Source organism: Natrinema salinisoli, from assembly GCF_020405205.1.
GTDB classification, from domain to species: Archaea; Halobacteriota; Halobacteria; order Halobacteriales; family Natrialbaceae; genus Natrinema; species Natrinema salinisoli.
In genome coordinates this window covers 505,891-532,469 of record NZ_CP084469.1, presented here as the reverse complement: position 1 = coordinate 532,469, position 26,579 = coordinate 505,891, and the positions used below count along the sequence as shown (strand labels likewise).

The window sequence follows — 26,579 nt, the reverse complement described above, 5'->3', positions numbered from 1 at the left end:
CGAAGTGGGGAGGAGAGTGGAGAAACCCGAGTCGCAGTGCAGGCAATCGGCGGCACCGCTCGAGGGGGTCCGTTTGCTCCGAGGATCGGCGCTGCTTCCGACTAGTCAGCGATCAGCTCGACGTTTCGCATTTCGCCTCCGCACTGCTGACAGGTACTGAGGAGTGCGTCGCTGACCGTTTCCCGCCGGCCACACTGGACGCAAACGTACTCGCGTTGCTCCTCGAGTGTCATGATATGACATACACAGCGTACTGTGTTAACTCTTTCCACGGATACGATCGCTGGAGGGTAATCGCGGGCGGTCGTAGCGCTGATTTCGGCCACGAGACGTGGGTCATGGGGTGAACTGATGGCGGAAATCGGTCGTACTACGCCGGTTCGAAGGCCAGGAGCAGACAGCCGAGGGTCGTTGCACCGACGATCGTCGTTGCGAGCAGCCAGAACGCGGCGCTGAAACCGGCGGTCTCCGAGATCGTCCCGACGATTGCGGGTGCAACCGCACCGGCACCCATCAACAGCGTTCGGACGACGCCCAGGCCGCCGCCGGCCACGTCGTCCGGAACGGCCGACATCAGGTACGCTCCCCTGACCGGACGGAAGCCGTGTGACCCGATTCCGACGGTGACGAGTAACCCGCCGAGCAGGAGCGGGCTGCCCGTCCCAGTGAACGTAACGAACGCGACCAGCGAGACGGAAGCGAACCCGAGCGTCGCGACGATTATCGGTAACCGTCCGACCCTGTCGCTGAGGTTTCCGGTCACTAGCTGGACCAGACTCGCAGCGAAGAGCCCACTGTAGAGCACGCTCGCGGTCGCCGTCGTGAGTTCCGCTTCCACCGTGAGGTATCGTGGCGCGAACGCGACCAGCCCGTTGTAGGTAAACGAGAACAGGACCGTCAACAGAGCGAACGTCGAGAACCGCCAGTCCCGAAAGAGCGAGACGTATCGGGCGATCTCGCCGCCGTGGCTGCTCGAGCCCGCGTCGCCGTCCCCCGAGTCGTCTGGAACCCGTTTCGGCACCCGAATCCGGAACGTCACCGCGAGCGCCAGCACGACGACGCCGGCGACCAGAAAGAGCAGGTGCCAATCCGCGATCGGACCGATCGCGAGGGATGCGACCGCGACGACTGCGGCGGGGGCGACGACACCGCTGAGCGCACCGGTCGTGTCGAGCACGCCGAGTGCTCGCCCCGTCCGAGCGGGATAGGCTCGAGCCAGGAGCCGGACAGCGACGGTCTTGTGAGCGCCGGTGCCCGCACCGATCGCGAGCATCGCGCCGACAAGGACGGGAAACGACGAGTCGGCGACCAACACGAGCGCGGCGGCGGCCGCGACGACTGCCCCCGTTGCGATGACCGTGACCGAGCCGACCCGATCGGCCAGGGCGCCCGAGGGAAACTGCATCGCGGCGTAGACGAGCATAAGTCCCGAAAACGCGGTTCCGAGGACGGCGTCCGAAACGCCGTAGCTCGCCCCGAACGAATCGAAGAGCGGCGGAAAGACGTATCGGAGAAACTTCGCGAGAAACCAGATTGCAGCCGTCAGTACGAGGGCGTCGTACCTCGCGAGCCGTCCGGCCGCTCGTCGAAGCGACATGCGTTCTCGCCGGGACTCGCGACCGAACGGCCGAGTATCCTCCGATTCTGCCCCCAGTCACTCTACGACGAGATGCTACTGCCGTTTCGTTCTCGACGAGGGGCTGGTTGGCGACTCGTCCCGATCGCGTGCATCGGTTCGGACGAGCAGCATCGAACTGGCGGATCGTATCTTATTGGCATTATATGACATACAAATTGTAATAGATCCTAACGGACGAGACTTATATGATAGTTCGTGATAGATCTCGGCACCGATGACAGCGAACACGACGAGAGACTGGGTCAACCCGGTCACGTGTCCCTTCTGCGGAGACGAACTCGCATCGCCGGGTGCCGGATTCGTGGATCACATTCACGACAACGACGACTGTCAGGACGGATTCGATCACTGGCGGGAGAACATCGCCGGCGATCTCGCCGGAGAATGGGCAGGCTAGCGATTCGATGGGATCGGCGCTCGAGGAGTAGGTTTCGAATTTTCGCAGCCGCTCGGTGTCCATCGACCGAGTGGCGACCGCGTCGCTCGATCACGGGTCCCGTCGCTCGGCTCCGAGATCGGTGGGCGAACACAACGCGGAAGGTGAGAGACCGCACACTACCAGTATGGGATTTCATACGTATCCGGTCGACCGGGCGGATGCACTCGAGGACCCCGGGCGCTACCGGTACTGTTCCCGCGAGGAACTGCTCGCGATGCTCGAGCCGACCGCCGACAGCATCGTGGCGGATCTCGGCTCCGGGACGGGATTCTACGCGGACGACGTCGCACCGTTCGTCGACACGCTGTACGCAGTCGACGTGCAGACGGCGATGCACGACCGCTATCGGGAGAAGGGCGTCCCCGAGGCCGTCGAGTTCGTCACGGCCGAGGTATCGTCCCTGCCGTTCAATGACGATCAGCTGGATCGCGCGTACTCGACGATGACCCATCACGAATACGCGCCGACCGACACAGACGACACGGGCTCAGAAAGGAAGAATGACGGCGCGCTCGCCGAACTCGCTCGAGTACTCCGTCCGGGCGGCCGACTGATCACGGTCGACTGGTCGGCCGACGGCACTGGAGATGCCGGACCGCCGCTCGAGGAACGATTCAGTCTCGCAGACGCGACGAGCCAGCTCGAGGACGCGGGGTTCGAGATCGAATCGGCCGTCGATCGACCGGAGACGATCGCGGTCGTCGCGACGCGATAACCGTCGAAATGGTGGACGAATGTCCAGATATTATACGCATTTAGCCGATTAGAATTGTATGAATGCCCACACAACCACTCCAACACAACACTTTTCCATGGTATGGTGTATCGCATACCATGGTCTACACGGACCCGTACACGCCCGACCGATCGTACTACGAGTGCCGAGACTGTGGGTACCGGGAAGCGACCGACACGCTCGGAACCTGTCCGGAGTGTGGTGGCCGTCCCCGGAACCTCGCGGTTCCGCGGGACTGATCGGTAGCGGACGTCGGTAACTGCGAAGGCATCGCTTCCGGGAGACGCGGCTGACTCGAGCGGCGCGTCGGTACGGAGAGAGCGAACACGAGCGAGACGCAGGTGTGACCCGTCGCTCAGTCGAAATCCGGCAGGTCCTCCGGCGGTTCGTACTGGGCCTCCCAGTCGACGTACTCCTCTTTGAGCGTGACCGAAACGATCTGTCCGAACTCCGTGAGCTCGGCGTTGATCGAGGAGACCGTCCCCCAGGTGTCGAGTTCGGGGTGGTACTCTCGCGCCTGCCAGTCCTCCGGAATGCCGGGCGCGTGATAGCCGACGCGGTCGGCGAAGTCGTCCCAGAAGAAATCGAAGCCCGCGAAGAGATCGAGATCGCGGGCGATCTCGTACTCGCGCTCCTCGAGATCGGTGTCAGCCCGCCACTCGTCGAACGCTTCCTCCCAGGCACCTTCCTCGAGGAAGCCCTGGAGTTCCTCGCGGCGGTAATCGATCTCCTCGGCGCTGTCGGCGCTGATGGTGGCGTCGTCGTACTCGTTCGGATCGACGAACTCCAGTTCCGGCGGCTCGGGGGGGTCGACTGCGAGTGTCATAGCCGGACGTAGGTCGGGTTCTCGGATAAGAATTCCCACCACGGGATGATCGCCACCGGGTGCACCTGGCGGACGGTGAGCGCGCTCACTCGAGCGACCGTTCGGGCCCCGTTCGCGGTATCACTCCCACGTATACCCGAACTCCTCTCCGTCGCGGTGGATGTAATCGGTTTCGAGCACTTCGCTCACGATCAACCCGAGCGAGTCGAGTTCCTCCTCGATGTCTTCGACGTCGTGCTCGTCGAGGTCGTCCCGAGTGCCGACGGAATCCGCGGGAACCGTCGGTGCACGATAGCCGACGTCCTCGGCGGACTGATTCCAGTAGAAGTCGAACTCGTCGATCAATCCGAGCTCGACGACGGCCCGAAACTCCGTTTCGGTGAGATACGTGTCATTGGCCCACTGGTCGAAGGCGTCCTCCCACGCACCCGCCTCGAGAAAGTCGGCCAGCGCCTCGCGGCGAACGGTGTCTCCCGTCCGCTCGTCGGGTTCGTCCACGGCGTCGAAGTCGCCGACGTTCTGTGACCCGTGGAGCGTCGGCGGATCCGGAATCTCGACATCGAGTGTCATGGTCTCACGTTCGGTCGGCAGCGGTATGGTGTTTTCCCAGCAACGGATTTCCCGCGATCACGCCGCACCAATTTCGCCGGCGCTTGCCGACGAGACCTCGCCTGCTAACTCGGTTTCGCAGTCCCCCACAGTTATTTCAGCTGACCCACAACTAGCGCACATGGCCACCGGGAACACCGGCGGACGGGAGTACTCTCTCGTCGAGCTGTTCGCGATCAAGTTCGTCCTGGCCGACGTGCTGATCATCGCGTTGCTCCTGTTAGCCGGTCCGGTGTACGCGATCGCAGCCACCGCTCTGATCGTGGTCGGCGGACTCCTGCTGTGGTATCTCGCCGGACGGACTGGCAGCGACGAAGCGCCCGATCCCGGTCCGGACCGTGCGCTCGAGGATCCCGAGACGACTGCCAGCGAGAGCGATCCCGTGACGACGTTACAGGAACGATACGCCGCCGGCGAACTGTCGGAGGCGGAGTTCGAGGCGAAGCTGGATCGACTGATCGAGTCGAACGAGCGAGCCGATTCCGCGGGCGTCGAAACCGACGACCTCTCCCTCGAGCGCCGAGGCTAACCTGGAACCGCCGCTCTCACCGAGTACGAGCCGCTCCGCAGGTCGATTGCGCATCCAAACACTCAATCGCCGGCCGGCCGTACCCTCGGGCGATGACTGACTACGAGGCGGTGATCCTCGACGTCGACGGCACGATCGTCCGGGGTGAGGAACTACTGCCGGGCGCGACCGACGGCCTGCGCGCCCTCGAGGCGGCGGGCTGTTCGCGGCTGCTCTTCTCGAACAACCCGACGCGCGGGGCCGATCACTACGGCGAGAAGCTCGCGCCCCACGGAATCGACGTCGATCCCGGTACCGTCCTCACCTCGGCGACCGTCTCGGCGGAGTATCTCGCAGCGACCCATCCCGACGAGGCGGTCTACCTCGTCGGCGGCGAGCGACTCGAGGGAATCCTCGAGGACGCGGCCGTCGAGCTGACGAGCGACCCCGACGCGGCCGAGGTCGTCCTCGGCTCGTTCGACAGCGACTTCTCCTTTGGCACGCTCTGGGAGTCGCTACGGGCGCTCGAGGGCGACGTGCCCTTCTACGGCACCGACCCGGACGCGACGATCCCGATCGACGACGGCGAGATTCCCGGCACGGGGGCGATCCTCGCCGCGATGGAAACCGTCGCCGGTCGCGAGGCGGACGCGATCCTCGGCAAACCGTCCTCGATCGCTGCGGCTGCGGCGATGGGCCGGTTGGACGCCGACCCGCGGAACGTCCTGGTCGTTGGCGACCGACTCAACACCGACATCGAACTCGGCAATCGCGCGGGCATGGAGACGGCGCTCGTCCTCACCGGCGTCACCGATCGCGCGGATCTCGCGGCCGTCGATCCGGACAGCGAGCCCGACCACGTCCTCGAGTCGCTCGCCGCCGTCGAGACGCTGCTGTGAGGAGTCGATCACGACCACACGGGCGATAGCAGGGTAGGCGGCGAGCGATTTGCCACGGACTCGAGAGGTATACTTATCCGTCACAGTCACCAAGGACGATACATGAGAGAACGTATATCAGCAGTGCTACTCCGAGCACGATACGCAGCACTCGGCGCGGGAATCGGCGCAGCGATCGGCGGACTGTTCAGCCGCAACGCGGCCAGCACCGGCGGCGCGATCGGCGGGCTCGTCGGCGCAACCGTCGCCGACACCCGCGGCACCGTCGACGCCCTCCTCGAGGACGTCAAAGAGCGCGATCCGCGGTCCGAGACGAGCGACGCGGAGTAACAGCGGGCCACCGACCGCCCGACGACGAGTTCGTCGCGGATCATTTTTCGGAACTGTGCGCGAGTCCGACAGCAAAGCCGAGCAGCCCACTTGCGGCGACACGTCTTTCGATCCCGTCAGTCGGCTCTCCCCATCTCGTCCTCGAGCGCCTCCCGTCGAAGCCGCTTGCCCTCGTCGGTGCTGACCGTTAACTCGGGAACCGTCGTCGGCGTATTGTTTTCGTCGATCGCGACGTAGACGAAGTACGACTCCGTCGTCCGTTCGCGCTCGCGAGTCCGGAGGTTCTCGCGCTCGGTGATCAGCCTGACCTTCACGCTCGAGGTGCCGGCGTCGTAGACGTAGGCGGTGATGTAGGCCGTGTCACCGACCGGAATCGGCCGTTCGAAGTTCATCTGATTGACTCTGGCGGTGACGCACATCTCGCCGGAGAATCGCATGGCGCTCATCGCTCCGACCTCGTCCATCCACTTCATCACGTTTCCGCCGTGAGCGACGTCGAGGGTGTTGGCGTGGTTGGGCTGAACCATCTCCCGGTTCTCGACTACCGTCTCCCGAAGGTCCGTCATTGGTCCGTGTTTTTCGACGGCGGGGATTAGTCTTGCTTTCACTGAGTCGTCGGGGACGAGTCAGTCCACGTGACAGTTCGATCGGTTCGACAGTGCGATCGTGCGGATATTTTGCACTCCTTCGCGGTCCGATACTGGTAAAAGTCGCCGCCGAGTTGAGCCAGTAATGAGCGATGCAGGCGAGGCTGACGTGCCGGAGCCGCCAGCACCACCCGACCGCGAGCGTGGGTCCGTGGAGGTTCTCGGGACGGCACACGTCTCGCAAGCGAGCGTCGACGAGGTGCGTGAAACGATCGATCGGGAGGATCCCGACGTCGTCGCGGTGGAACTCGACGAGGGGCGCTACCGCCAGATGCAGGGCGGCACGCCCGACGACATCGAAGCGGAGGACCTCCTCTCGGGCAACACCGTCTTCCAGTTTCTGGCCTACTGGATGCTGTCGTACGTCCAGTCCCGGCTCGGCGAACAGTTCGACATCGAACCCGGTGCCGACATGCGAGCCGCCATCGAGGCCGCCGAAGCGAACGGGAACGGCGTCGCCCTCGTCGACCGCGACATTCAGGTGACGATCCAGCGGTTCTGGAGCCGCCTCTCGTTCACCGAGAAGCTGAAGATGGTCGGCGGTCTCGCGCTCGGGATCACGGACCCCCGAACGATCGGGCTTACGTTCGGCGCCATCGGTGGCGCGTTCCTCGGATTCATCGTCGCCGCGTTTCTGGCCCCGCTGCTCGGGTTCGGAGACGTGTTGCTGGTCGGCATCACCGACCCGACGACGTTACAGTACATCGGCGGCGGCGCGCTCGGAGCGCTCGTCGGTGCGTTCGTCGGGCTCCTCTTTCTCCCGCCGCTCGACTCGGCCGGAGAATACACCGGTGGCTACCTCTCGGGGTTCTCCATACGAGTTCTTGCAGGGGTAGTTCTGGGAACCGCGGGCTGTCTCGCACTGGTCGCCACCGGGACGTTCGTCGGCCCGTTCTCGACCGCGACCGTCGAGAGCGCCGGGGTTTATGCGGTTCGGGGGACGGCCGGGATACTGGCCGGCCTCGGCGTCGGCGTCACCCTCGGTGCCGTCCTCGGACTCGGGCTCGACGCCCTCAGCGCCGACGTCGACGAGATCGACGAGATCGACATCGAGGAAATGACCGACGGCAACGTCGTCGACGCCATGATGGAGGAGTTCCGTCAGTTCAGCCCCCGCGGCGCGAACGCGTTGATCGACGAACGCGACGCCTACATCGCGAACAACCTCCACGACCTCCGCGAACAGGGGTACGACGTCCTCGCCGTCGTCGGTGCCGGCCACAAAACCGGCATCGAACGCCACCTGCAGAACCCCGAGGGGATCCCTACGCTCGAGTCGCTGTCCGGAACCGCCTCGAGTCGCCGGTTCTCGCCGATGAAGATCGTCGGCTACCTGATCATGGTCGGCTTCCTCGGATTCTTCTTCCTGTTGATCATGGCGGGGGTCAGAAACACGTTCCTGCTAAAGCTGTTCGCGGCCTGGTTCCTGTTCAACGGGATCTTCGCGTTCACGCTGGCGCGGTTGGCCGGCGCGCGGTGGACTAGCGCCGGCGTCGGCGGCGCAGTCGCCTGGCTGACGAGCATCAATCCGCTGCTCGCGCCGGGCTGGTTCGCCGGCTACGTCGAACTCAAACACCGACCGGTCAACGTCCGAGACATTCAGACGTTGAACGAGATCGTCGGCGACACGGAGCGGCCACTGGGTGAGGCCGTCGAAGACATGTTCAACGTTCCGCTGTTCCGATTGATCATGATCGTCGCGCTGACCAACATCGGCAGCATGATCGCGACGGGCCTGTTCCCGTTCGTCGTGTTGCCGTGGCTGGCACCCGATGTCGGCGGCGTCGACGCACTCATGGGGCTGTTGCTGGAAGGAGCACGGAACAGCCTCGAACTGATTCGGGGGCTACTATGAGCTATCGCACGGAACGCAAATCCGATCGGAACCTGACGTTCAGCAACACGGAACTGCGCGACCTCGCCATCGCGTGGATCACGCTCAGCGTCGCGTTCGCGTTGTTGTTCGCGCCGGTCCACCGCGGTGGAGACGTCGGCACGTTCGTCACGATGGTCGGGTTGAGTTTCGTGACCGTCGGCGTCGGCTTCCTCCTCCACGAGATCGCACACAAGGTGGTCGCGATCGAACACGGGCAGATCGCCGAGTTCCGAGCCGACTATCAGATGCTCTTCCTGGCGATCATGGGCGCGCTCGTCGGCTTCCTCTTCGCTGCACCGGGTGCCGTCTACCACCGCGGCAGGGTAAGCCAGCGCGAAAACGGGCTGATCGCGCTTGCGGGACCGGTCACGAACCTCCTGCTCGCCCTGCTCTTCCTCCCGTTGATGATCGCACCCGGCCTCCTCGGCGAGATCGGCCAGATGGGCATCTGGATCAACCTCTTCCTGGCCGCGTTCAACATGATTCCCTTCGGCCCGCTGGACGGGAAGTCCGTCCTCGAGTGGCACAAGGGGATCTTCGCGCTCGTCTTCGTTCCGAGCGTCCTGCTCGCGGGATTCGTGATCTTCCGCGTCGGGCTGTTCTGATGCGCCGTCGACCACCGAACTCTTCGGCGGACCGGTGACCTTTTGCTCGCGCCGGGAGGTCGTTCGAGTATGACCGATAGCGACGACGAGGGAAGCGATGCGGAGCCGGATGGACTCACCTACGCCGACACCGGCGTCGATATCGACGCCAGCGAGGACGCGACGGCGGCGCTGCTCGAGGCCTTCGGCAGCGACCTGACGACCGAGTACGCCGGCCTGCTCGACATCGGCGACCGCTATCTCGCGCTGGCGACCGACGGCGTCGGGACGAAACTGCTCGTCGCCGAAGCGATCGGAGACTTCTCGACGATCGGAATCGACTGCATCGCGATGAACGTCAACGACCTCGTCGCGGCGGGCGTCGAGCCGGTCGCGTTCGTCGACTACCTCGCGATCGACGAGCCCGACGAGGGGCTGACGAATCAGATCGGCGAAGGGCTTGCAGTGGGCCTCGAGCAGGCCGATCTCACCATGCTCGGCGGCGAGACGGCAGTCATGCCCGAGGTCGTCAACGGCTTCGATCTCGCAGGGACGTGTGCCGGCCTCGCCGGGAAAGACGAAATTTTCGACGGTGAGGCGCAGGTCGGCGACGCGCTCGTCGGCTTCCCCTCCAACGGAATCCACTCGAACGGGCTGACCCTCGCCCGCGAGGCCGTCACCCGCGAGCACGAGTACACCGACGCGTTCCCGCCGAACCCGGAGCGAACGATCGGGGAGGAGTTACTGCGGCCCACGCGGATCTATACGGACCTGCTCGAGGCGATGCGCGACCACGAGGTCCACGCGGCGGCCCACGTTACCGGTGGCGGCTGGACGAACCTGCTGCGAATGGGCGACCACGAGTACGTCGTCGACGATCCGTGCCCGGCCCAGCCGGTCTTCGAGTTCGTCCAGACCGAAGGAAACGTGACCGACGACGAGATGCACCGAACGTTCAACATGGGAACCGGGTTCGTCGTCGCGCTCCCCGACGGCCGTGCCGAAGAACTGGCTGGAAAAACGGACGGGCAGGTTATCGGCCACGTCGCCGACGGTAACGCCGTCGATATTCACGGTCTTTCGCTGTCCTGAAACCGTCGGATAACAGTCCCCTCTCGCTCTGGAAGTTGCAGCTGACTGCGTACGAGCCGTTCGATCCGTCCCGACCCCTCCACGGACGGATAGTGTAGCAATGTGTATTAACGAAAGCGGTATGTTATCATACCTCATATTAGTTCGATAGCGGCGATGCATCGAACGAAAGAGCCAGAACGGGACGTCGAAGGGTAACTATGAGAGGGGTTCGCTGTCCGAACTGTACGGGAAGTGCCGGAACCGAAGTCGGTGGTGAACTGCTGGGACCGGAAGTGAAGCGAACGTTCGAATGTGAGAACTGTGGGCACACCTGGGAGACGGTCGTCTAAACGGGCCGTACCGAGCGTCCGCGACCACCTATATCGGCCACGAAGAGCGGTCTCTCACGTGCTCCCATGTCCCGGCACGACGCTGTGCTCCGAGCATCGACTTCGGCACCGTCCCGACCGAATTCGTCTCCGGCCCCGTCACCGATCCGTCCCGCCTGAGCCAGTGTCGATTATTCGGTTTCGCCGGTCGCCGCCCGAATCTCGTCGTACTCGTCGCCGCTGTAGGCGATGAACCGGACGTCCTCGAGCGTCTCCGGCTCGTACGCCTCGAGTTCCGACCCGATGATCTCGGCACCGGTCGCCAGATCGAAGCCGGCGACGCCACACCCCAGTGCCGGAATCACGAGCGACCGGCAGCCGAGGTCGTCGGCTCGCTCGAGGGCGTTCCGGGTCGCGTCGCTGATGCTTTCGGCAGTGGCTTCGCCGTCGCCGTAATGGGGCATCGCGGCCGCGTGAATGACGTACTCGGCGTCCAGATCGTAGGCGTCGGTGACGGCGACTTCGCCGAGTTCGACGGGTCCCTCCGCCATCGCCGCTTCGTTGATCTCTTCGCCCGCCCCCCGGCGGAGCGCACCGGCGACGCCGGACCCCATCCGGAGGCTCGTTCCGGCAGCGTTGACGAGCGCGTCGGCCGACTCTGCGGCGATGTCGCCCTGAACGACGTCGTACTCCATATACGAGGGTTCCGGACGGAACGCAAAGAAACTGGTCCCGGTGGACCGATTCGCCCCGAACGGGTGGCGGCTAGTCCGTTCGAACCCAGTCGTCCCGAACCGGCTGGGCACTGACGTCGGGGGTCGCGAGGCCGTAAAACTTCTCGCGGCCGACCGGCGTCCGCAGTCGCAAAACCCGGGTGTAGTCAGCTACCTCGAACGCGGTCACCGTTCGGGTGGACCGTCGATGAGCGAACCGAAAGAGGCAGGGCGCGTTTGCTTCGACAGTGACGCGATTACCGAGCGGCCAGCTCAGCGACTCGACGCGCTCGAGATCGACGTCGAACAGGTGAGCGATCAGATTCCGACCGCGCCGACCCAGTGTTCCCTGTGACCGGTTCTCGTGTGAACGCATGTACTAACCGTTTCGCCGAGCCCCGAAAAAAGATACTATCTCCGTGTGGACGCCTTTCGCAGAGTGAACGCGTATTCGAACGGGAACCGATACGAGATGTTTCCTCAGCCATTGTGGCGTGCTGTTGGCTGGCATCGGTGGCGACAGTGGAGTGCGAGCCCCGCCGATTCCAGTCGTTCATTCACCCGCGCCGATCCCAGGATCTTAGGCGGACCAAAACCTTTTTAGATTTAGGCCCACCTAACTCAGCGTGATGGACGTACCCGCCCGAAGGGAGGACCCCGAACTCGACGAGGAACTCGAGGAGCCGGCGGCGGTTGTAACGTGTCACGAAACCCGCCCCGGAAAGATCGTCTTTACCGAACGGAACAACTGCGACGGCTGGATCGCGACGGATCTCGCCGTCGATCTCGAACCCTAACCTCGTCATCGCTCGGGACGAGCGGTTCCTGATCTAGTATCGACTTCGAACGACGACTGACTGCGGCATCGAAAAAACTATCCTCGCTGTTCGGCCCTCCGTCTCCGGTTCTCGTCGACGTGCTACCGGTGCGTTCGACTTCCTGCGCCAGTTGCTCGGGGAGTTTAGTGAGTCGCGTCCTCGAGCACCAGCGTGTCGTCCTCGAGGTAGTGCTCGAAGTGGTGCCCGTCTTCCTCGAGCGTCACGAGGATCTCGCGCAGGATTTCGGAGGTCGCGTGATCGCCGAGGTTTTCGGCGAGTTCGATGCTGTCGCGCATCGACTCGATGATGTCCCCGTAGATCTCGAGGTCGTTTTCGAACATCGTGCGGACGTCGTAGACGTCCTCGCCCTCGAACTCGACGGTCGCGCGTTCTTCCTGGTTCGACGGTCCCGACACCGGGACGCCGCCCAGTGCCTGCGCGCGCTCGGCGATGACGTCTGCTCCCTCCTCGACGTGTTCGTACGCCTCCTCGAGGAACTCGTGGAGTGGCAGGAACTCGGCGCCCTCGACGACCCAGTGGTGTTTCTTCAGCTGGTGGTAGAGCACGTACGAGTTCGCAAGCTCCGTGTTCAGCGCATCGACGATCTGCTCGGCTTTGTCCTGCTCGAGGCGAAGCGCGTTCTCCTCGACGGTGTCGGCCGATTGGCGGACGGTTTCTTGGGTGCTCATCCTATCCATCGATACGGTCGCATCACACTTAAAGACTTCCCATGAGAGAACATTTCTTTGGGAAACCTAAAAACATCTTCCCAATCTTCTGCCCTATACTTGATTCGTCTCTGGAATATGAGAATCTAAGAACAATATCATCAAAGTACACGTTGTTTTTTCAGCCCTGAGTAAACATTTTCAGTGAGGGGGTCCAAGGGACGTGTATGGCAACGAGAGTCGCACAACGGCGGGAGCGGATATACGTCGACGGCGAGTGGCTCGAGACCGAAACCGCGCTGTCGGTCTCTGATCTCGCCGAAGGCGGGACCTTCGCACAAGTAGCTGCCGCGGGGCCGGAGGAGGCTCGAGCCGCGCTGGCAGCTGCCCACGAGATCAAGCCGGCGCTCCGCGAGACGACCGTGGTCGAGCGCGCGAAGTGGTGTGAATCGATCGCCGAAGCGCTCCGCGAGCGCGAGGAAGAACTCGCGGAGGTCATCGTCCGCGAGGCGGGCAAACCGATCTCCTCGGCTCGCGGCGAGGTCGGGCAGGCGGCCGAGCGCTTCGACCGGGCGGCCGAGGAAGCGCGCAACATCGTCAGCAAGGGCGAGTACCGCGAGGGCTCGACCGAGGGCCACGAGGGCTGGCAGGCGATCGTCAAGCACGAACCGATCGGGGCCGTTCTCTGTATCACTCCCTACAATTACCCGCTCGCGACGACGGCCCTGCAGGTCGCACCCGCGCTCGCGGCCGGCAACAGCGTCCTGCTCAAGCCGGCGACCAAGACACCCATCTCGGCGGCGATCCTCGCCGACGTCATCGCCGACGTCGACGGGATTCCGGACGGCGCGTTCAACTTCGTTCCCGGCGAGGCGAGCGAGATCGGCGACGTCCTCTCCGGCGACGATCGCGTCAACGCGATCGCCATGACCGGCTCCTCGGGCGCTGGGAAGCACGTCGCCAGCGAAAGCGGCATGGTCAACCTGCACATGGAACTCGGCGGCAACGCGCCGGCGGTCGTCTTCGACGATGCCGACATCACCGACGTCGCGGAAAACTGCGTCAAAGGCTCGTTCAAGTACGCCGGCCAGCGCTGCTCGGCCGTCTCTCGCGTCCTCGCTCAGGAGTCGGTCCACGACGAGGTCGTCGACACGATCGAGGGCCAGATGGACACCTGGAACGCCGGTGACCTCTTCGACGAGGACACCGCCTTCGGCCCGCTCATCAGCGAAGATCAGGCCGACTGGGTCGAAGAACTCGTCGACGACGCCGTCGAGAAGGGCGCGGAGATCGTCCGCGGCGGAGAACGGCGCGCACCGGAGGGCGTCCCCGACGAACTCGCCGACCAGTTCTTCGAGCCGACGCTGCTCGCGAACGTCCCGCAGGACGCCCGCATCGTCGACGAAGAACAGTTCGGCCCCATCGCCGCCGTCACCACCTTCGAGGACGAGGCCGAGGCGCTCGAGATCGCGAACGGCTCCGACCTCGCGCTCGACGCGGCCGTCTTTACGGCCGACTACAAGCGTGCGATGCGGATGGCCGAACGCATCGACGCCGGTGCGGTCCGGATCAACGGCGCACCGAGCCACGGGATGGGCGACATTCCCTTCGGCGGGAACAAGGATTCGGGGATCGGTCGCGAAGGGCTCGACGCCTCGATCCACGCGATGATGCGCAAGAAGAGCATCATTCTGTAGGACGGCCGCTAGTATCGGACGTCACGACAGTTTTCTCTCCTCTCAGCGATCGAGACGATGATTCTATTTCAAAACGAAAACGATTGTCTGCCAACGACCACCCGGTTCCGTCGGCCGCATCGGGATCGAACGGTCCGTTGACGGTCTGCTGTCGATAGAACTACCCTCATCGACGGGCGAGGCATCGGTATGCCCCACGACGTACTCGTCGCCGGTGAAACGCTGATCGACTGCATTCCCGAGCGACCCGGGCCGCTCGAGGATGTGGCGGGCTTCGAGCGCCGTCCCGGCGGTGCGCCGGCGAACGTCGCCGTCGCGCTCTCGCGACTCGAGGAGCCGCCGCTGTTCTGGACCCGCGTCGGGGAGGACCCGTTCGGTCGGTACCTCGAGCGGACGCTCGCCGATCGCGGGCTTCCGGACGAGTTCGTCGACCGCGACCCCGATGCGAAGACCTCGCTCGCCTTTGTCACCCACGACGAGACCGGCGACCGCGAGTTCACGTTCTATCGCGACGGCACCGCCGACACCCGCCTTGAGCCCGGCCGAATCGACGACGAGACGCTGTCGGAGTGCGAGTGGGTTCACGCCGGCGGGGTGACGCTCGCGAGCGGGTCCTCGCGCGCGGCGACGATGGATTTGCTCGAGCGAGCAGCGGCCGCGGACTGTACGGTGTCCTTCGATCCGAACCTGCGACCCGAGCTGTGGCCGGACACGGAGACGTTCGCGAGCGTCGTTCGCGACGCGCTCGCGTGCGTAGACGTCTGTGTCGCGACGGTCGAGGAACTCGAAGCACTCGGGTTCGCGGGCGACACGCCGACGGCGATCGCGAGCGCAGCCGTCGAGCGCGGTCCGATCCATACCGTCCTCGTGACGCGAGGGGACGAGGGCGCCATCGCCGTTGCAGACGACGACGCGCCGTGGGGCGCGGCGACGGTCGATCATCCCGGATTTTCGGTCGAGACGGTCGATACGACCGGGGCCGGCGACGCCTTCGTCGGCGGCGCGATTTCCGCCCTGCGTGCCAGCCGACGGCTCGAGGGGACAGTTGCCTTCGCGAACGCAGTCGCCGCGACGGCGACCACCGCACCGGGGGCGATGACGGCGCTGCCGACTCGCGACGCGGTGACATCGTTGCTCGAGCGGGAGTAGGCGAACGGCGGCGGTGAGTCGTCTGTGGGCAGCGACGACTTCGTCCGTGTGGTTGCAAGCCGGGTCGCTATCCCGCGCTGTGGCAGAGACGATATATGGGTAGCAACGTCCGCGGCGCGCTCCCGTTCGCGAAGTCGGTCGTGACCGGGATTCAGGAGAAGAACGTGACGTTCATGGCTGCGAGCATCGCGTATCAGGCCTTCATTTCGCTGATTCCGCTTCTCGTGCTCGTCTTCTTCCTCGTCTCGTTCCTCGGGAACGAGGGGCTCGCCACGCAGGTGTCGGCGGCGACCGAAGGGTTCCTCCCCGAGAGCGGCCAGATCATCCTCGAGGACGGGATCGAGGGGTCGACCGGAAGCGTGGGAACGTCGGTCATCGGGCTCCTCGTCCTCCTGTGGGGGTCGCTGAAGATCTTCCGGGGGCTGGACACCGCGTTCTCCGAAATCTACGCGTCGACCGAGGAAAACTCGCTGGTCGACCAGTTGCGCGACGGGATCGTCGTCTTCGGAACCATCGGCGTCGCGCTCGTGGCGGCCGGGGCGACCAGTATCGTCTTCGCGTTCTTCCCGAACAGTCTCTTCATCGGCCTGTTGAACCCGATACTGCTCGTGGTCGGGTTGACGATTGCCTTCCTGCCGATGTACTACCACTTCCCCGACGTCGACGTCTCGGTCCGGGAGGTACTGCCGGGCGTCGTCGTCGCCGCCGTCGGCTGGGCCGCCCTTCAGTCGCTCTTTCAGGTATACGTCGCCCTCTCGAGTAGTTCCGAGTCGGCGGGGCCGATCGGCGCGATCCTCCTCCTGTTGACCTGGCTGTACTTCGGCGGGTTGATACTGCTCGTCGGCGGCGTCGTCAACGCTACCCGCTCGGGACACATCGATATCGAGTCCGAAGCGGCGGGGGACGAATCGCTCGAGGGGGTCCCCGAGGACGCGGACCGCGGCCCCTTCGTCGATTCCGACGAGCGTGAACGCGAGCACCTCGAGGAGCGACTCGTGACGCTCCGGCGGGAGCGCGATCAACTGCGAAACGACCACGACGCGCAACAGTCGCGGCGCTACCGGCTCGAGGATCGCGTCGATGAGCTCGCGGAACAGATCGAGCGACTCGAGACGGAAAACCGCGAGCTCGAGGACGAAAACGAGCGACTTCGCCGCGAAATCGCTTCACAGCAGGGATCGTCGTGGCGACGGCGGGCGCGCGGCGTGCTGGCGCGGCTTCGGACGCTGAACGTCTTCGTCGTCGAGGATCGGCGCGAGTGACGGCCGGATGGCACGTCGCGGTCCGTCGACGGATGAAAGATACGTTCGGGTCGAAGTCGGAGTTTCTTAGTGAGTTCCCGTCAGACTGGAACTCGTGTCCCATCCAGTCCGGGCTGCCCGACGTCGAATTCAGTCGGAACACGTGTCGGTCGTCGATGGGATCGACGCCTGTGCCGACGCGATCGCCGATCCCTGGGATACCTCCCGAACGACCGATCGCGAGGCCGTCGTCGACGGTCTCGATCGAACCCTCGGAGAGACCGGGATCCTCGAGGCGCTCCCGGCGGTGCTGGCCGACGCAGTCGACGCGACGGGGTACGACCTTCAGGCTCCCCCCGTTCCGGGGCCGCCCTACGTCGTCGTGACGAGTCGAGGCCCGGTTCTCCGAGCGACAATCGACCCGGGTCGACTCGTGATCCGATTCGATGCGTTCGACGTCGTTCGCAATTCTGGCCCCGAACGGCGGCCTGCCTACCGACGAAGCGACGGAATCGGAGTCGCGGTTTCGCTCGAGTGAGCAGTCCGCGTGCAATCGGAAAACTGTCGCCACGGCCGGATCGACGCCCCGCCGATTCCGATAACAACTCGTCTCGCTATATCGACGAATATTATTAACAAAGCGGATCCTCAACGACGGGAGTTAATAAAACCACCCCCAAGGATAACAACCCTTATACTGCGATAGGGCTAGTTCCGGATATGGACGTTACACGACGAGCGCTGGTGAAGACGGGTGCCGGCGCAGTCGCGACTGGCGCCCTCGCCGGTTGCCTCGACGACGTCGGCAGTGCCAGCGCGGGATTCGAGGACGGGTACGCCGCCTTCTTTACCCTGTGGGACTGGGCCGAGCAGGTTAGCGGCGACGCTGTCGCGTTCGAGAACCCCGTGGGAACTGGCGAAGCGGGACACGGCTGGTCTCCCGGTGGAGACCTCACTCGAGAGATTGCCAGTGCCGGGGCGTTCGTCTACCTCGATACGCCCGAGTTCTCCTGGGCCCAGGATATCGCGTCGACACTCGAGACCGACTACGACTCCGTCACCGTGATCGACGGCCTCGAAGGTCTCGACGACGAGCTGCTCGGCTGGGATCACGAGGTCGATGCCGGCGGCCACGACGATGGCCACGAGGACGAGCACAACGAGTCGCACGAAGACGGCAACGAATCGCACGAGGACGATCACAACGAGTCACACGAGGGCGGTCACGACCACGACGAAACGTCGATCGACCCCCACGTCTGGCTCGATCCCGTGCTCGCTCAGGACGTCGTCACCACTATCGCGACCGGCCTCGCCGACGCCGATCCGGATAACGCCGAAACGTACGAGGATAACGCCGCCGAGTACGTCGCCGAGCTCGAGGACCTCGATCAGCAGTTCGAAGACCTGATCGACGCGGCCGACCGGCGGGTCGCCGTCTTCGCCGGCCACGATTCGTTCACCTACCTGCAGGAGCGATACGGGTTCGAGATCCACACGCCCGTCGGCGTCTCCGCGCAGGATCAGGCTACCACCGAGGATATGGCCGCAACGATCGACCTCGTCGACGAAGAGGGGATCGAGACCATCCTCTACAACCCGTTCAAGGCGACCGACGGATCGTATCAGATGGTGGAGAACATCCTCGAGGGAAGCAACGCCACGGACGCGATGCCGATCACGCACCTGTCCGGGACGCTCGGGCAATGGCAGGAGAAGGGATGGGGGTACCGCGACCAAATGGAAGAAATAAACCTGCCCGCGTTCAGAGAGGTACTAGACGCACAGTGACCGTCGTCGATCTCGAGAACGTATCGTTCGCCTACGGCGAGCAGCCGGCCGTCAGTAACGTCTCGCTGACGGTCGAGGAAGGCGACTTTCTCGGGTTGATCGGCCCGAACGGCTCGGGCAAGACGACCCTCTTGCATCTCATGCTCGGGCTTCGCAGTCCCGACAGCGGTTCGATCGAGCTCTTCGGCGAGCCCGTCGCCGAGTTCGACGACGGCGAGCGGATCGGCTACGTCTCTCAACAGGCGACGAGCGGCGGCGGCTCGATGCCGGTTACCGTCCGCGAGGCCGTCACCATGGGCCGATTCGCCCACGCGGGCCACGGGCGGCTCTCCGACGCGGACCGCGCGGCCGTCGACGACGCCCTCGAGACGGTCGGCATCGCAGAACTGGCCGACCGACAGGTCAACGAGCTCTCGGGCGGCCAGCGCCAGCGGGCCTACATTGCACGCGCGCTGGCCTCCGAGGCGGACCTGTTGGCTCTCGACGAGCCGACCGTCGGCGTCGACGCCGAGTCCCGCGACGCGTTCTACCAGTTGCTCGAGTTGCTCAACGACTCGGGAATCACGATCATCCTGATCGAACACGACATCGGCGTCGTCACGGATCGGGCGAACCGAATCGCCTGCATCAACACGGAACTCTACCATCACGGAGACACGGAATCGTTCGTCGAAAGCGACGCCCTGACCGAGGCCTACGGCGCGACGGGCCAGGTCGTCCATCACCATCACTGATGAGTCAGTCCAGATCTCTCCGACGACGACTCGAACTGGTCGGTATCGGTCTGACCGCGATCCTCGCGGTCGCGATGCTCGGCGTGTTAGCGGTCGACGCGTTGCGGTCGTACCCCGTCTTCGGTGGGTTGTACGACCAGACGCGGATCGCGGGTCGGTTGCTGGATAGCGTTCTCGGGACGAACGTGTTCTCCCATCCGTTCATCTGGCGGTCAGTCGCGACGGGAGTTCTGATCGGGATCGTCGCACCGCTGGTCGGGACCTACCTCGTCCACCGCGAGATGGCCCTCATCGGCGAGACGCTGGCGCACACGGCGTTCGCCGGGGTCGCGATCGGGCTTCTCGTGAACGCGACGACCGGCTGGGACGGCCCGCTGATGGTCGTCGCGCTGGTTGTGGGCGTTCTCGGTGCCCTCGGCGTTCAGTGGCTGATCGAGCGGACCGACACCTACGGCGACGTGCCGATCGCGATCATGCTGACCGGCAGTTTCGCGATCGGGACGCTCATCATCAGTCTGGATCGAACGACCGGAATCGACGTCAGGGACTACCTCTTCGGCAATATCTCCGTCGTCACCCCGTCCGGGGCGCAGCTGATGGCCGTCATCAGCGTCCTCGTCGTCGTCACCGTCGTCGCGACCTACAAGCAACTGCTCTTCATCACCTTCGACGAGCAAGCCGCCCGGGTCGCTCGACTCAACGTCACCTGGTACAACACGCTGCTGATCGTGATGACCGCCGTCGTCGTCGTCGGCGCGATCCAGATTCTCGGCGTGATCCTCGTCGCCGCGATGCTCGTCGTTCCCGTCGCAACTGCCACGCAGCTCGCCTACAGCTTCCGGGAAACCCTGTACCTCTCGATACTGTTCGGGCAGATAGCAGTTATCGGTGGCTTCGTCGTCTCGATCTCGCAGGGACTCCCAACCGGCGGCTCGATCGTCGTCGTCGCCATCGCCTGTTACCTCCTCGCAATCCTCGCCTCGAGCCGGTCGACGGCCGCCATTTCGACGCACTAGCACGATCAGTTCCTCTCCCTCCTTTGCCACCATTTGGCGGGAACATGCCATACCCTTAACACAGTACTCCGCCAACCCTCGAGCGATGGGACGGTTATCCGCACTCTTCGATCCCGAGAGCGTCGCCGTGGTCGGCGCGACCGACCGCGAGGGCGCTGTCGGACGGGCGATTCTCGAGAACCTGCGAGACGGGTTCGACGGCGAGATCGTCCCGATCAACCCCTCGCGCGAGGAGGTGCTCGGGCTCGAGTGCTATCAGGATGCGAAGAGCGCACCGCCGATCGATCTGGCGGTGGTCGTCGTACCGCCCGCGATCGTCATCGACTCGATTCGCGACCTCGCCGAGGCGGGGACCGACGACGTCGTCGTCATTACCGCCGGGTTCTCCGAGACGGGGAGCGAGGGAGCCAACCGGGAACGGCAGCTCCGCGACATTGCGACGGAGCACGACCTCAACGTCGTCGGCCCGAACAGCCTCGGTATCATGGCCACGGCCGCCGGCGTGAACGCCACGTTCGGGCCCGAGGACGCCCTCGAGGGGTCGATCTCCTTCATGAGCCAGTCGGGCGCGTTCATCACCGCCGTCCTCGACTGGGCCAACGAGCAGGGGATCGGCTTCCGAGACGTCGTCTCGCTGGGGAACAAGACAGTGCTGGACGAGACTGATTTCGTCCGCGAGTGGGGCGACGATCCGGACACCGACGTCATCATCGGCTACCTCGAGGACATCGACGACGGACAGGGGTTCATCGAGGCAGCCCGCGAGGTCACGGACGATACCCCGATCGTCCTCGTCAAGTCCGGCCGGACGGACGCCGGCGCGCAGGCGGCCTCGTCCCATACCGGCGCGATCGCGGGCAGTGAACGGGCCTACGAGGCCGGCCTCGAGCAGGCGGGCGTCATCCGCGCCCGCTCGGTGCAGGAACTGTTCGATTACGCGCGGGCGCTCGCAGGCCTGCCGGAACCCGAATCGGACGGGGTCGCCGTCGTCACCAACGCGGGCGGGCCCGGCGTGCTCACGACAGACGCCGTCGGCGATTCGGCCCTCGAGATGGCCAACTTCACAGACGAGACGATCGCGGCGCTGAGCGACGCAATGCCCGACGAGGCCAACGTCTACAATCCGATCGACGCGATCGGCGACGCCGACGTCGAGCGCTTCGGCGAGGCCCTCGAGATCGCACTCGAGGATCCGAACGTCGGGAGTGCGGTCGTCGTGGCCGCGCCGACCGCGGTGCTGTCCTACGACGACCTCGCCGAGGCGGTGATCGAGAAGCTCGAGGCACACGAGACGCCGGTCGTCGCCTGCTTCATGGGCGGCAGACGGGCTCGCGAGGCCGAGGAGACGCTGCGCGAGTCGGGGATCCCGAACTACTTCGATCCCTCGCGGGCGGTCTCAGGTCTCGACGCGCTCGCACGCTTCCGAGACGTTCGCGAACGATCGGTCGACGGGCCCGAGCGGTTCGACGTCGACCGCGAGCGTGCCCGCGAGATCCTCGAGCGCGCTCGCGGACGGACCGACAACCGTCTCGGCGTCGAGTCGATGGAGCTACTCGATGCCTACGGAATCCCGACCCCGCAGGGCGAGATCGTCGACGACCCTGACCGCGCTCGCGAGGTCGCCGAGGCGATCGAGGGCGACGTCGTGATGAAGATCGTCAGCCCCGACATCTCCCACAAGTCCGACATCGGCGGCGTCAAAGTCGGCATCGCGAACGAAGACGTCTACGACGCGTACGAAGACATCGTCTCCCGGGCTCGAAACTATCAGCCCGACGCGACCATCATCGGCGTCCAGATCCAGGAACTGCTCGATCTCGAGGCGTCGACCGAGACCATCGTCGGCATGAACCGCGACCCGCAGTTCGGCCCGCTGTTGCTGTTCGGACTCGGCGGGATCTTCGTCGAGATCCTCGAGGACACGTCCGTTCGCGTGGCCCCGATCGGTGAAGGCGAGGCCCGCGAAATGGTCGACGAGATCAAGGCCGCGCCGCTGTTGCGCGGTGCCCGCGGTCGCGAGCCCGCGGACGTCGAGCAGGTCGTGGAGACGATCCAGCGACTCTCGCAGCTGGTGACGGACTTCCCGTCGATCCTCGAACTCGATATCAACCCGCTCGTGGCGGGCCCCGATGGCGTACAGGCGATCGATCTGCGACTCACCGTCGACACCGAGGACCTATGACCGACTCAGCACCCGAATCCACCGACACCGACAGCACGTCCGGCAGCAGCGCCGTCGAGACCCTCCTCGTCAGTTCGCTCGAGGAGAGCACCGGCAAAACCGCGATCACGCTGGCGCTCGCCCGACTTGCGGCGGCCGAGGGCGACAGCGTCGGCTACATGAAACCGAAGGGGACCCGCCTGCAGAGCAACGTCGGGAAGACCCTGGACGAGGATCCGCTGCTCGCCCGCGACCTGCTCGGTCTCGAGGCCGAGATGCACGACCTGGAGCCCGTCGTCTACTCGCCGACGTTCGTCGAGCAGGCGATCCGCGGTCGCGAAGATCCCGCGGAGCTCCGCGAGCGCGTCGCGGAGGCGTTCGATACGCTCGCTGCCGACCACGACCGGATGTTCGTCGAGGGCGGCGGCCGATACGACGTCGGCGGGATCGTCGATCTCGCGGACCCCGACATCGCGGCACTGCTGGACGCCCGCGTGCTGCTCGTCGCACCGTACGAAATCCCGGCGGACGTCGACGACGTACTCGCCGCCGCCGACGCGTTCGGCGACCGACTCGCCGGCGTCGTCTTCAACGACGTCCCCGACGCGGCCTACGATCAGCTCGAGACGGACGTCGTCCCGTTCCTCGAGGGGCGCGGGGTTCCGGTCCACGGCGTCCTCCCGAGCGAACGGGAGCTATCCGGCGTGACCGTCGCCGACCTCGCGGACGAACTCGGGGCGGCGACGCTCGTCGAAGAGGGGCAGGACAGCTACGTCGAGCGTTTTACAGTCGGCGCGATGGGGCCCGACAGCGCCCTGCGACACTTCCGGCGAACGAAAGACGCCGCCGTCATCACGGGTGGCGACCGGGCCGAGATCCACACCGCCGCGCTCGAGGCCCCCGGCGTCCGCTGTCTCATCCTCACCGGCGGCCACCGGCCCTCCGGCGCGATCGTGGGACAGGCCAGCGAGAAGGGCGTCCCCATCCTGTCGGTCCAGACGGACACGCTCACTACCGTCGAGCGCGCGGAAGATATCGTTCGCAGCGGGCGCACTCGAGACGCCGATACCGTCGATCGAATGGAACGGCTGTTGGCCGATCACGCGGCCGTCGACGCGATTCTGGGATAGGCCTCGAGTGGGGGTATTCCCGTCGAGTTTGCACCGGTGACTGTCACGTCTGACCAAGAATTAAGAGTCCACCACGCATGGGGCAACGTATGGACGATATTCCCCAGGAAATCACGTCTCTCGTCGGCCGCGAGGTGTACTCGAACAACGGCATCTTCGTCGGCGAAGTCGAGGATCTGCGACTGAACGTCGACAACGAAGCCGTCACCGGATTAGCGCTCTCGAACCTGAACGGCGAACTGTTCGCGCAGGAAGCCCGCAGCGGACAGGGAATCATCGTTCCCTACCGCTGGGTCCGCTCCGTGGGGGACATCATTCTCATCAACGACGTGGTCGAACGCGTTCGCGAGCCCGACGAAGAAGAAGAGGACCTCCTCGCGTAACCGTCTCAACTTCCGTTCGATCCTTCGCTGCTGCTCCCTTCGACGCCCATCGCGTCGAACAGCGTTCGCTTGACGGCTTCTTCGGTCAAATCGAGCAAGGTGTCGCGCGTATCCTCCGAAATCTCGATTCCCGTGAAGATCCCCAGCGGAATCTCTGCGCTGGCTTGCGTCGAGTGGCCGGCCGTCTCGCCGATTTCACCGTAGGCGTCGTCGAGCACCTTGCCGATGTTGATCCTGATGTCCTTCGAGCGCCCGGCGAGGAAGATCATCTCATCAGCGATGCCGAAGACCGCGGTCGTGGTCACGCCCTCGAGGTTCAGGAGATGGCTGGCCGCCTGCGTGAGGGCTTCGCGGTCGCGGACGAAGCCGGCGTTGGAGACGAGGTGACTCCCCTGAACGTCGCGGTTGGTGATGGCCTCCGCGAGCACGTCCAGGGTTTCCGGGGACATCGACGGCGACTCCACCTGCTCTAACGTGTCGTGGTTCGCGAAGGGATAGAGGTAGGCGGCGGCGGTGAGATCCGCGGGGGTCGTGTCGCGTTTGAAATCCAGGGTTTCCGCCCGGATGCCGTAGAGCAGGGCCGTGGCCACCTCCTCGGAGACGTTCATGTCGAACTCCTGGATGTACTTCGTCATGATCGTCGACGTCGATGACATGTTCGGCCGAATATCGACGAATTCGGGTTCGTACTCCGATTCCGTCTCGCTGTGATCGATGACGATATCGACCGGGAGCTCCATGTCGCTCGAAGTCGCGTGGTCGACCAGGGCGACGGTATCGTAGACGGAGTGGTCCTCGATCTCGTCCCACTGAACGAGATCGATCCCGAGCAGGTTGACGAACGCGCGATTCTCCTGGTGACCGACGTCACCCAGGTAGATGATGTCGGATTCGATGCCGAGGTGCGTCGCGATCGCCTGGAGGGCCGCTGCGCTGGCGATCGAGTCCGGGTCCGGACTGTCCTGGGTGATGATCGCCAGCCGCGTCGACGTCTCCTCGACCAGTTGGGCCAGCTTGCCCGCGTTGTACTCGAGTTCACCGGACTCGAGGGCGCGCAGGGCGGATTCGGCGATGACCGACGAAGGGTTGATGACGATGTCGGCTCCCAGATCCGAGAGCTCGTCGCCGGAGACGGGATCGCTCGCGCGGGCGACGATGAACTGGTCGGTGCCGCTGTTGCGAATGTGCTCGACGGCGCGTTTGTTCGATTCGACGTCCGAGGCGAGAATGAGGACGACGTCGCGGTCGGCCACCAGCTCGGCGATCTCCGATTCGCGAATGTCAGCCGTCTGGGCGTCCAGATCCTGATCCCGGAGCGATTCGACGCGGCTCTCGTCGCGGTCGATGATGGAGACGTCTTTCCCTTGCTCGACGAGTTCCTCCGCGACGGCGTAGCCCACGCTGCCACAGCCCAAGATAGCGTAGTCAGAAATCGACGAAATCGTAACCCCCGTACTCATATGCCCGAGTGGTCGGACCGGTCGCACTTAACGCTCCCGAAGAGTGGTACGTCCTGAAAGTCCGAACTCGAGGGCTCGCGGCCGATACCCGTCGCGCGTGGGTCACTGCCACGCTGCCTGCCAAGGGAAACGTATTTGAACGACCGAGGGAAAGTCGGAGGTACAGGGCCGGTAGCTCAGTTCGGCAGAGCGTCTGACTCTTAATCAGACGGTCGCGTGTTCAAATCGCGCCCGGCCCGCTGTTCTTCTGCGAACAAATTCGTGACAAGCAACGCGGCAACCGCGATTTGAGGTAACGAAATCCGTGACTCGAGGCGCCGAACCAGAACCCGGCGGACGATATCGGCGTCCCGAAAGTAGATAACCGAACCCTCTCGCACACCGACCGAACCGACTTATAAGACGACTCGTATCGTACCCTCGAGCCACAATGCCAGTCGATTACGAAGGGATCACGTTCGAACGGCTCGGCCACGCAAGCATCCGTCTCGAGACGGCGGACGGAACCGTCATTTACGTCGACCCGTGGGGGGACGTCCTCGAGAGCGAACCGAACGACGGGGATGTCGTATTCGTCACACACGACGACATGGATCACTACGACGCGGACGCGATCGAGGCGGTCGCGGGACCAGACGCGACTGTCGCTGTCTACGAGGCCGTCGACACCAGTGATCTCGCGTTCGACGTGATCGACCTGCCCCACGAGGGCGAGGCGACCGTCGAGGGAATCGACGTGCGGACGGTGCCCGCCTACAACGATCCCGACGGGGATCACGTCGATGACGACGGGGAGCCGTTCCACGCCGAGGGCGAGGTGATCGGGCTGGTGCTGACCCTCGAGGGAACGACCGTCTTTTTCCCGTCGGATACGGACTTCCTCGACCACCACGAATCGATTTCGGCGGACGTGTTCGTCCCGCCCATCGGCGGCCACTTCACGATGGACCGTCACGAGGCGGCGGAGTTCGCGCGGAGCGTCGACCCCGAGCTGGTGCTTCCGGAGCACTACGACACCTTCGAGCCGATCGAGACTGACGCCGAGGCGTTCGCCGAGGACCTCGAGAGCGACGGGATCCGCGTTGAGTTGTTCTGATCGGGATCGCCGCGGACGTCCACACC

31 protein-coding genes and 1 tRNA gene are annotated in these 26,579 nt (G+C 64.7%); 23 read left to right on the top strand and 9 right to left on the bottom strand.

The window, feature by feature from the left end; translation table 11 throughout:
• Positions 1-101: 101 nt before the first annotated feature.
• Positions 102-233 carry a rubrerythrin-like domain-containing protein gene (locus LDB05_RS02735; RefSeq protein WP_226006400.1) on the bottom strand — a complete coding sequence of 44 codons (132 nt, stop codon included), beginning with the start codon at positions 231-233 and terminating at the stop codon, positions 102-104.
• Between the two features lie 137 nt (positions 234-370).
• Positions 371-1,597: an MFS transporter gene (locus LDB05_RS02730; protein ID WP_226006399.1), complete on the bottom strand. Its 1,227-nt coding sequence runs from the start codon at positions 1,595-1,597 to the stop codon at positions 371-373.
• Between the two features lie 256 nt (positions 1,598-1,853).
• Here LDB05_RS02730 and LDB05_RS02725 point away from each other — a divergent pair, with 256 nt between their 5' ends.
• From LDB05_RS02725 to LDB05_RS02715, 3 genes are all read left to right on the top strand, one after another.
• Positions 1,854-2,036: a DUF7501 family protein gene (locus LDB05_RS02725; RefSeq protein WP_226006398.1), complete on the top strand. Its 183-nt coding sequence runs from the start codon at positions 1,854-1,856 to the stop codon at positions 2,034-2,036.
• Positions 2,037-2,202: 166 nt separating this feature from the next.
• Positions 2,203-2,793 carry a class I SAM-dependent methyltransferase gene (locus LDB05_RS02720; RefSeq protein ID WP_226006397.1) on the top strand — a complete coding sequence of 197 codons (591 nt, stop codon included), beginning with the start codon at positions 2,203-2,205 and terminating at the stop codon, positions 2,791-2,793.
• 119 nt (positions 2,794-2,912) lie between these two features.
• On the top strand, positions 2,913-3,053 hold the full coding sequence (locus tag LDB05_RS02715; RefSeq protein ID WP_226006396.1) for a rubrerythrin-like domain-containing protein: 141 nt from the start codon (positions 2,913-2,915) through the stop codon (positions 3,051-3,053).
• 116 nt (positions 3,054-3,169) lie between these two features.
• On the opposite strand, the gene LDB05_RS02710 is transcribed toward LDB05_RS02715, so the two are convergent.
• Both LDB05_RS02710 and LDB05_RS02705 read right to left on the bottom strand, forming a co-directional pair.
• Positions 3,170-3,640 carry a DUF7992 family protein gene (locus LDB05_RS02710; RefSeq protein ID WP_226006395.1) on the bottom strand — a complete coding sequence of 157 codons (471 nt, stop codon included), beginning with the start codon at positions 3,638-3,640 and terminating at the stop codon, positions 3,170-3,172.
• A gap of 120 nt (positions 3,641-3,760) precedes the next feature.
• Complete coding sequence (locus LDB05_RS02705; RefSeq protein WP_226006394.1) at positions 3,761-4,210, bottom strand: DUF7992 family protein; 450 nt, start codon at positions 4,208-4,210, stop codon at positions 3,761-3,763.
• A 160-nt stretch (positions 4,211-4,370) separates the two neighbouring features.
• Here LDB05_RS02705 and LDB05_RS02700 point away from each other — a divergent pair, with 160 nt between their 5' ends.
• From LDB05_RS02700 to LDB05_RS02690, 3 genes are all read left to right on the top strand, one after another.
• A complete protein-coding gene (locus LDB05_RS02700) occupies positions 4,371-4,778 on the top strand; it encodes an SHOCT domain-containing protein (protein WP_226006393.1) in 408 nt (135 codons plus the stop codon).
• A gap of 92 nt (positions 4,779-4,870) precedes the next feature.
• Positions 4,871-5,656 carry an HAD-IIA family hydrolase gene (locus LDB05_RS02695; RefSeq protein WP_226006392.1) on the top strand — a complete coding sequence of 262 codons (786 nt, stop codon included), beginning with the start codon at positions 4,871-4,873 and terminating at the stop codon, positions 5,654-5,656.
• Positions 5,657-5,758: 102 nt separating this feature from the next.
• The gene (locus tag LDB05_RS02690; RefSeq protein ID WP_226006391.1) at positions 5,759-5,986 is read left to right on the top strand and encodes a hypothetical protein; all 228 of its coding nucleotides are present in this window, start codon (positions 5,759-5,761) and stop codon (positions 5,984-5,986) included.
• Between the two features lie 116 nt (positions 5,987-6,102).
• Here LDB05_RS02690 and LDB05_RS02685 read toward each other — a convergent pair whose 3' ends face one another.
• Positions 6,103-6,552, bottom strand: a complete 450-nt coding sequence (locus tag LDB05_RS02685) for an acyl-CoA thioesterase (RefSeq protein ID WP_226006390.1) — start codon at positions 6,550-6,552, stop codon at positions 6,103-6,105.
• A gap of 166 nt (positions 6,553-6,718) precedes the next feature.
• Between LDB05_RS02685 and LDB05_RS02680 the strand changes: the two genes are divergently transcribed.
• From LDB05_RS02680 to LDB05_RS23365, 4 genes are all read left to right on the top strand, one after another.
• Positions 6,719-8,488 (top strand): TraB/GumN family protein, encoded by a 1,770-nt coding sequence (locus LDB05_RS02680; protein ID WP_226006389.1) that lies wholly within the window; start codon positions 6,719-6,721, stop codon positions 8,486-8,488.
• Positions 8,485-9,114, top strand: coding sequence for a zinc metalloprotease (locus LDB05_RS02675; protein WP_226006388.1), 630 nt, complete (start codon positions 8,485-8,487; stop codon positions 9,112-9,114). The genes LDB05_RS02680 and LDB05_RS02675 overlap by 4 nt, the downstream gene beginning before the upstream one ends.
• Before the next feature lie 69 nt (positions 9,115-9,183).
• The gene (gene purM, locus LDB05_RS02670; protein ID WP_226006387.1) at positions 9,184-10,185 is read left to right on the top strand and encodes a phosphoribosylformylglycinamidine cyclo-ligase; all 1,002 of its coding nucleotides are present in this window, start codon (positions 9,184-9,186) and stop codon (positions 10,183-10,185) included.
• Between the two features lie 200 nt (positions 10,186-10,385).
• On the top strand, positions 10,386-10,517 hold the full coding sequence (locus LDB05_RS23365; protein WP_284145785.1) for a hypothetical protein: 132 nt from the start codon (positions 10,386-10,388) through the stop codon (positions 10,515-10,517).
• Between the two features lie 170 nt (positions 10,518-10,687).
• Here LDB05_RS23365 and LDB05_RS02665 read toward each other — a convergent pair whose 3' ends face one another.
• Complete coding sequence (locus LDB05_RS02665) at positions 10,688-11,191, bottom strand: macro domain-containing protein (protein WP_226006386.1); 504 nt, start codon at positions 11,189-11,191, stop codon at positions 10,688-10,690.
• A 70-nt stretch (positions 11,192-11,261) separates the two neighbouring features.
• Positions 11,262-11,585 (bottom strand): hypothetical protein, encoded by a 324-nt coding sequence (locus LDB05_RS02660; protein ID WP_226006385.1) that lies wholly within the window; start codon positions 11,583-11,585, stop codon positions 11,262-11,264.
• A gap of 253 nt (positions 11,586-11,838) precedes the next feature.
• On the opposite strand from LDB05_RS02660, the gene LDB05_RS02655 reads away from it, so the two are divergent.
• Positions 11,839-12,006 (top strand): hypothetical protein, encoded by a 168-nt coding sequence (locus LDB05_RS02655; protein WP_226006384.1) that lies wholly within the window; start codon positions 11,839-11,841, stop codon positions 12,004-12,006.
• A 164-nt stretch (positions 12,007-12,170) separates the two neighbouring features.
• On the opposite strand, the gene dpsA is transcribed toward LDB05_RS02655, so the two are convergent.
• Complete coding sequence (dpsA, locus tag LDB05_RS02650) at positions 12,171-12,716, bottom strand: DNA starvation/stationary phase protection protein DpsA (RefSeq protein ID WP_226006383.1); 546 nt, start codon at positions 12,714-12,716, stop codon at positions 12,171-12,173.
• Between the two features lie 206 nt (positions 12,717-12,922).
• On the opposite strand from dpsA, the gene LDB05_RS02645 reads away from it, so the two are divergent.
• The 10 genes from LDB05_RS02645 (at position 12,923) to LDB05_RS02600 (ending at position 23,997) form a co-directional block, all read left to right on the top strand.
• Positions 12,923-14,392 (top strand): aldehyde dehydrogenase family protein, encoded by a 1,470-nt coding sequence (locus LDB05_RS02645; protein WP_226006382.1) that lies wholly within the window; start codon positions 12,923-12,925, stop codon positions 14,390-14,392.
• 189 nt (positions 14,393-14,581) lie between these two features.
• A complete protein-coding gene (locus tag LDB05_RS02640) occupies positions 14,582-15,541 on the top strand; it encodes a carbohydrate kinase family protein (RefSeq protein WP_226006381.1) in 960 nt (319 codons plus the stop codon).
• Between the two features lie 95 nt (positions 15,542-15,636).
• Complete coding sequence (locus LDB05_RS02635) at positions 15,637-16,803, top strand: YhjD/YihY/BrkB family envelope integrity protein (protein ID WP_226006380.1); 1,167 nt, start codon at positions 15,637-15,639, stop codon at positions 16,801-16,803.
• A gap of 94 nt (positions 16,804-16,897) precedes the next feature.
• Positions 16,898-17,320, top strand: coding sequence for a DUF7988 family protein (locus LDB05_RS02630; protein WP_226006379.1), 423 nt, complete (start codon positions 16,898-16,900; stop codon positions 17,318-17,320).
• Positions 17,321-17,502: 182 nt separating this feature from the next.
• Positions 17,503-18,573: a metal ABC transporter substrate-binding protein gene (locus LDB05_RS02625; protein WP_226006378.1), complete on the top strand. Its 1,071-nt coding sequence runs from the start codon at positions 17,503-17,505 to the stop codon at positions 18,571-18,573.
• Positions 18,570-19,307, top strand: coding sequence for a metal ABC transporter ATP-binding protein (locus LDB05_RS02620; protein ID WP_226006377.1), 738 nt, complete (start codon positions 18,570-18,572; stop codon positions 19,305-19,307). Before LDB05_RS02625 ends, LDB05_RS02620 begins: the two co-directional genes overlap by 4 nt.
• The gene (locus LDB05_RS02615) at positions 19,307-20,323 is read left to right on the top strand and encodes a metal ABC transporter permease (protein WP_226006376.1); all 1,017 of its coding nucleotides are present in this window, start codon (positions 19,307-19,309) and stop codon (positions 20,321-20,323) included. The genes LDB05_RS02620 and LDB05_RS02615 overlap by 1 nt, the downstream gene beginning before the upstream one ends.
• Positions 20,324-20,408: 85 nt before the next feature.
• Positions 20,409-22,505 carry an acetate--CoA ligase family protein gene (locus LDB05_RS02610; protein ID WP_226006375.1) on the top strand — a complete coding sequence of 699 codons (2,097 nt, stop codon included), beginning with the start codon at positions 20,409-20,411 and terminating at the stop codon, positions 22,503-22,505.
• Complete coding sequence (locus LDB05_RS02605) at positions 22,502-23,614, top strand: phosphotransacetylase family protein (RefSeq protein ID WP_226006374.1); 1,113 nt, start codon at positions 22,502-22,504, stop codon at positions 23,612-23,614. The genes LDB05_RS02610 and LDB05_RS02605 overlap by 4 nt, the downstream gene beginning before the upstream one ends.
• Before the next feature lie 89 nt (positions 23,615-23,703).
• A complete protein-coding gene (locus LDB05_RS02600; RefSeq protein ID WP_226006373.1) occupies positions 23,704-23,997 on the top strand; it encodes a PRC-barrel domain-containing protein in 294 nt (97 codons plus the stop codon).
• Between the two features lie 5 nt (positions 23,998-24,002).
• On the opposite strand, the gene LDB05_RS02595 is transcribed toward LDB05_RS02600, so the two are convergent.
• Positions 24,003-25,457, bottom strand: coding sequence for a DHH family phosphoesterase (locus LDB05_RS02595; RefSeq protein ID WP_226006372.1), 1,455 nt, complete (start codon positions 25,455-25,457; stop codon positions 24,003-24,005).
• 165 nt (positions 25,458-25,622) lie between these two features.
• Between LDB05_RS02595 and LDB05_RS02590 the strand changes: the two genes are divergently transcribed.
• Both LDB05_RS02590 and LDB05_RS02585 read left to right on the top strand, forming a co-directional pair.
• Positions 25,623-25,696, top strand: a tRNA-Lys gene (locus tag LDB05_RS02590).
• Positions 25,697-25,887: 191 nt separating this feature from the next.
• On the top strand, positions 25,888-26,553 hold the full coding sequence (locus LDB05_RS02585; protein WP_226006371.1) for an MBL fold metallo-hydrolase: 666 nt from the start codon (positions 25,888-25,890) through the stop codon (positions 26,551-26,553).
• Positions 26,554-26,579: the final 26 nt, after the last annotated feature.

What these genes read in the sequence shown, in the direction of transcription:
- LDB05_RS02735 (WP_226006400.1), bottom strand. Translation starts at nt 233, where the DNA reads ATGACACTCGAGGAGCAACGCGAGTACGTTTGCGTCCAGTGTGGCCGG.
- LDB05_RS02730 (WP_226006399.1), bottom strand. Translation starts at nt 1,597, where the DNA reads ATGTCGCTTCGACGAGCGGCCGGACGGCTCGCGAGGTACGACGCCCTC.
- LDB05_RS02725 (WP_226006398.1), top strand. Translation starts at nt 1,854, where the DNA reads ATGACAGCGAACACGACGAGAGACTGGGTCAACCCGGTCACGTGTCCC.
- LDB05_RS02720 (WP_226006397.1), top strand. Translation starts at nt 2,203, where the DNA reads ATGGGATTTCATACGTATCCGGTCGACCGGGCGGATGCACTCGAGGAC.
- LDB05_RS02715 (WP_226006396.1), top strand. Translation starts at nt 2,913, where the DNA reads ATGGTCTACACGGACCCGTACACGCCCGACCGATCGTACTACGAGTGC.
- LDB05_RS02710 (WP_226006395.1), bottom strand. Translation starts at nt 3,640, where the DNA reads ATGACACTCGCAGTCGACCCCCCCGAGCCGCCGGAACTGGAGTTCGTC.
- LDB05_RS02705 (WP_226006394.1), bottom strand. Translation starts at nt 4,210, where the DNA reads ATGACACTCGATGTCGAGATTCCGGATCCGCCGACGCTCCACGGGTCA.
- LDB05_RS02700 (WP_226006393.1), top strand. Translation starts at nt 4,371, where the DNA reads ATGGCCACCGGGAACACCGGCGGACGGGAGTACTCTCTCGTCGAGCTG.
- LDB05_RS02695 (WP_226006392.1), top strand. Translation starts at nt 4,871, where the DNA reads ATGACTGACTACGAGGCGGTGATCCTCGACGTCGACGGCACGATCGTC.
- LDB05_RS02690 (WP_226006391.1), top strand. Translation starts at nt 5,759, where the DNA reads ATGAGAGAACGTATATCAGCAGTGCTACTCCGAGCACGATACGCAGCA.
- LDB05_RS02685 (WP_226006390.1), bottom strand. Translation starts at nt 6,552, where the DNA reads ATGACGGACCTTCGGGAGACGGTAGTCGAGAACCGGGAGATGGTTCAG.
- LDB05_RS02680 (WP_226006389.1), top strand. Translation starts at nt 6,719, where the DNA reads ATGAGCGATGCAGGCGAGGCTGACGTGCCGGAGCCGCCAGCACCACCC.
- LDB05_RS02675 (WP_226006388.1), top strand. Translation starts at nt 8,485, where the DNA reads ATGAGCTATCGCACGGAACGCAAATCCGATCGGAACCTGACGTTCAGC.
- purM (WP_226006387.1), top strand. Translation starts at nt 9,184, where the DNA reads ATGACCGATAGCGACGACGAGGGAAGCGATGCGGAGCCGGATGGACTC.
- LDB05_RS23365 (WP_284145785.1), top strand. Translation starts at nt 10,386, where the DNA reads ATGAGAGGGGTTCGCTGTCCGAACTGTACGGGAAGTGCCGGAACCGAA.
- LDB05_RS02665 (WP_226006386.1), bottom strand. Translation starts at nt 11,191, where the DNA reads ATGGAGTACGACGTCGTTCAGGGCGACATCGCCGCAGAGTCGGCCGAC.
- LDB05_RS02660 (WP_226006385.1), bottom strand. Translation starts at nt 11,585, where the DNA reads ATGCGTTCACACGAGAACCGGTCACAGGGAACACTGGGTCGGCGCGGT.
- LDB05_RS02655 (WP_226006384.1), top strand. Translation starts at nt 11,839, where the DNA reads ATGGACGTACCCGCCCGAAGGGAGGACCCCGAACTCGACGAGGAACTC.
- dpsA (WP_226006383.1), bottom strand. Translation starts at nt 12,716, where the DNA reads ATGAGCACCCAAGAAACCGTCCGCCAATCGGCCGACACCGTCGAGGAG.
- LDB05_RS02645 (WP_226006382.1), top strand. Translation starts at nt 12,923, where the DNA reads ATGGCAACGAGAGTCGCACAACGGCGGGAGCGGATATACGTCGACGGC.
- LDB05_RS02640 (WP_226006381.1), top strand. Translation starts at nt 14,582, where the DNA reads ATGCCCCACGACGTACTCGTCGCCGGTGAAACGCTGATCGACTGCATT.
- LDB05_RS02635 (WP_226006380.1), top strand. Translation starts at nt 15,637, where the DNA reads ATGGGTAGCAACGTCCGCGGCGCGCTCCCGTTCGCGAAGTCGGTCGTG.
- LDB05_RS02625 (WP_226006378.1), top strand. Translation starts at nt 17,503, where the DNA reads ATGGACGTTACACGACGAGCGCTGGTGAAGACGGGTGCCGGCGCAGTC.
- LDB05_RS02615 (WP_226006376.1), top strand. Translation starts at nt 19,307, where the DNA reads ATGAGTCAGTCCAGATCTCTCCGACGACGACTCGAACTGGTCGGTATC.
- LDB05_RS02610 (WP_226006375.1), top strand. Translation starts at nt 20,409, where the DNA reads ATGGGACGGTTATCCGCACTCTTCGATCCCGAGAGCGTCGCCGTGGTC.
- LDB05_RS02605 (WP_226006374.1), top strand. Translation starts at nt 22,502, where the DNA reads ATGACCGACTCAGCACCCGAATCCACCGACACCGACAGCACGTCCGGC.
- LDB05_RS02600 (WP_226006373.1), top strand. Translation starts at nt 23,704, where the DNA reads ATGGACGATATTCCCCAGGAAATCACGTCTCTCGTCGGCCGCGAGGTG.
- LDB05_RS02595 (WP_226006372.1), bottom strand. Translation starts at nt 25,457, where the DNA reads ATGAGTACGGGGGTTACGATTTCGTCGATTTCTGACTACGCTATCTTG.
- LDB05_RS02585 (WP_226006371.1), top strand. Translation starts at nt 25,888, where the DNA reads ATGCCAGTCGATTACGAAGGGATCACGTTCGAACGGCTCGGCCACGCA.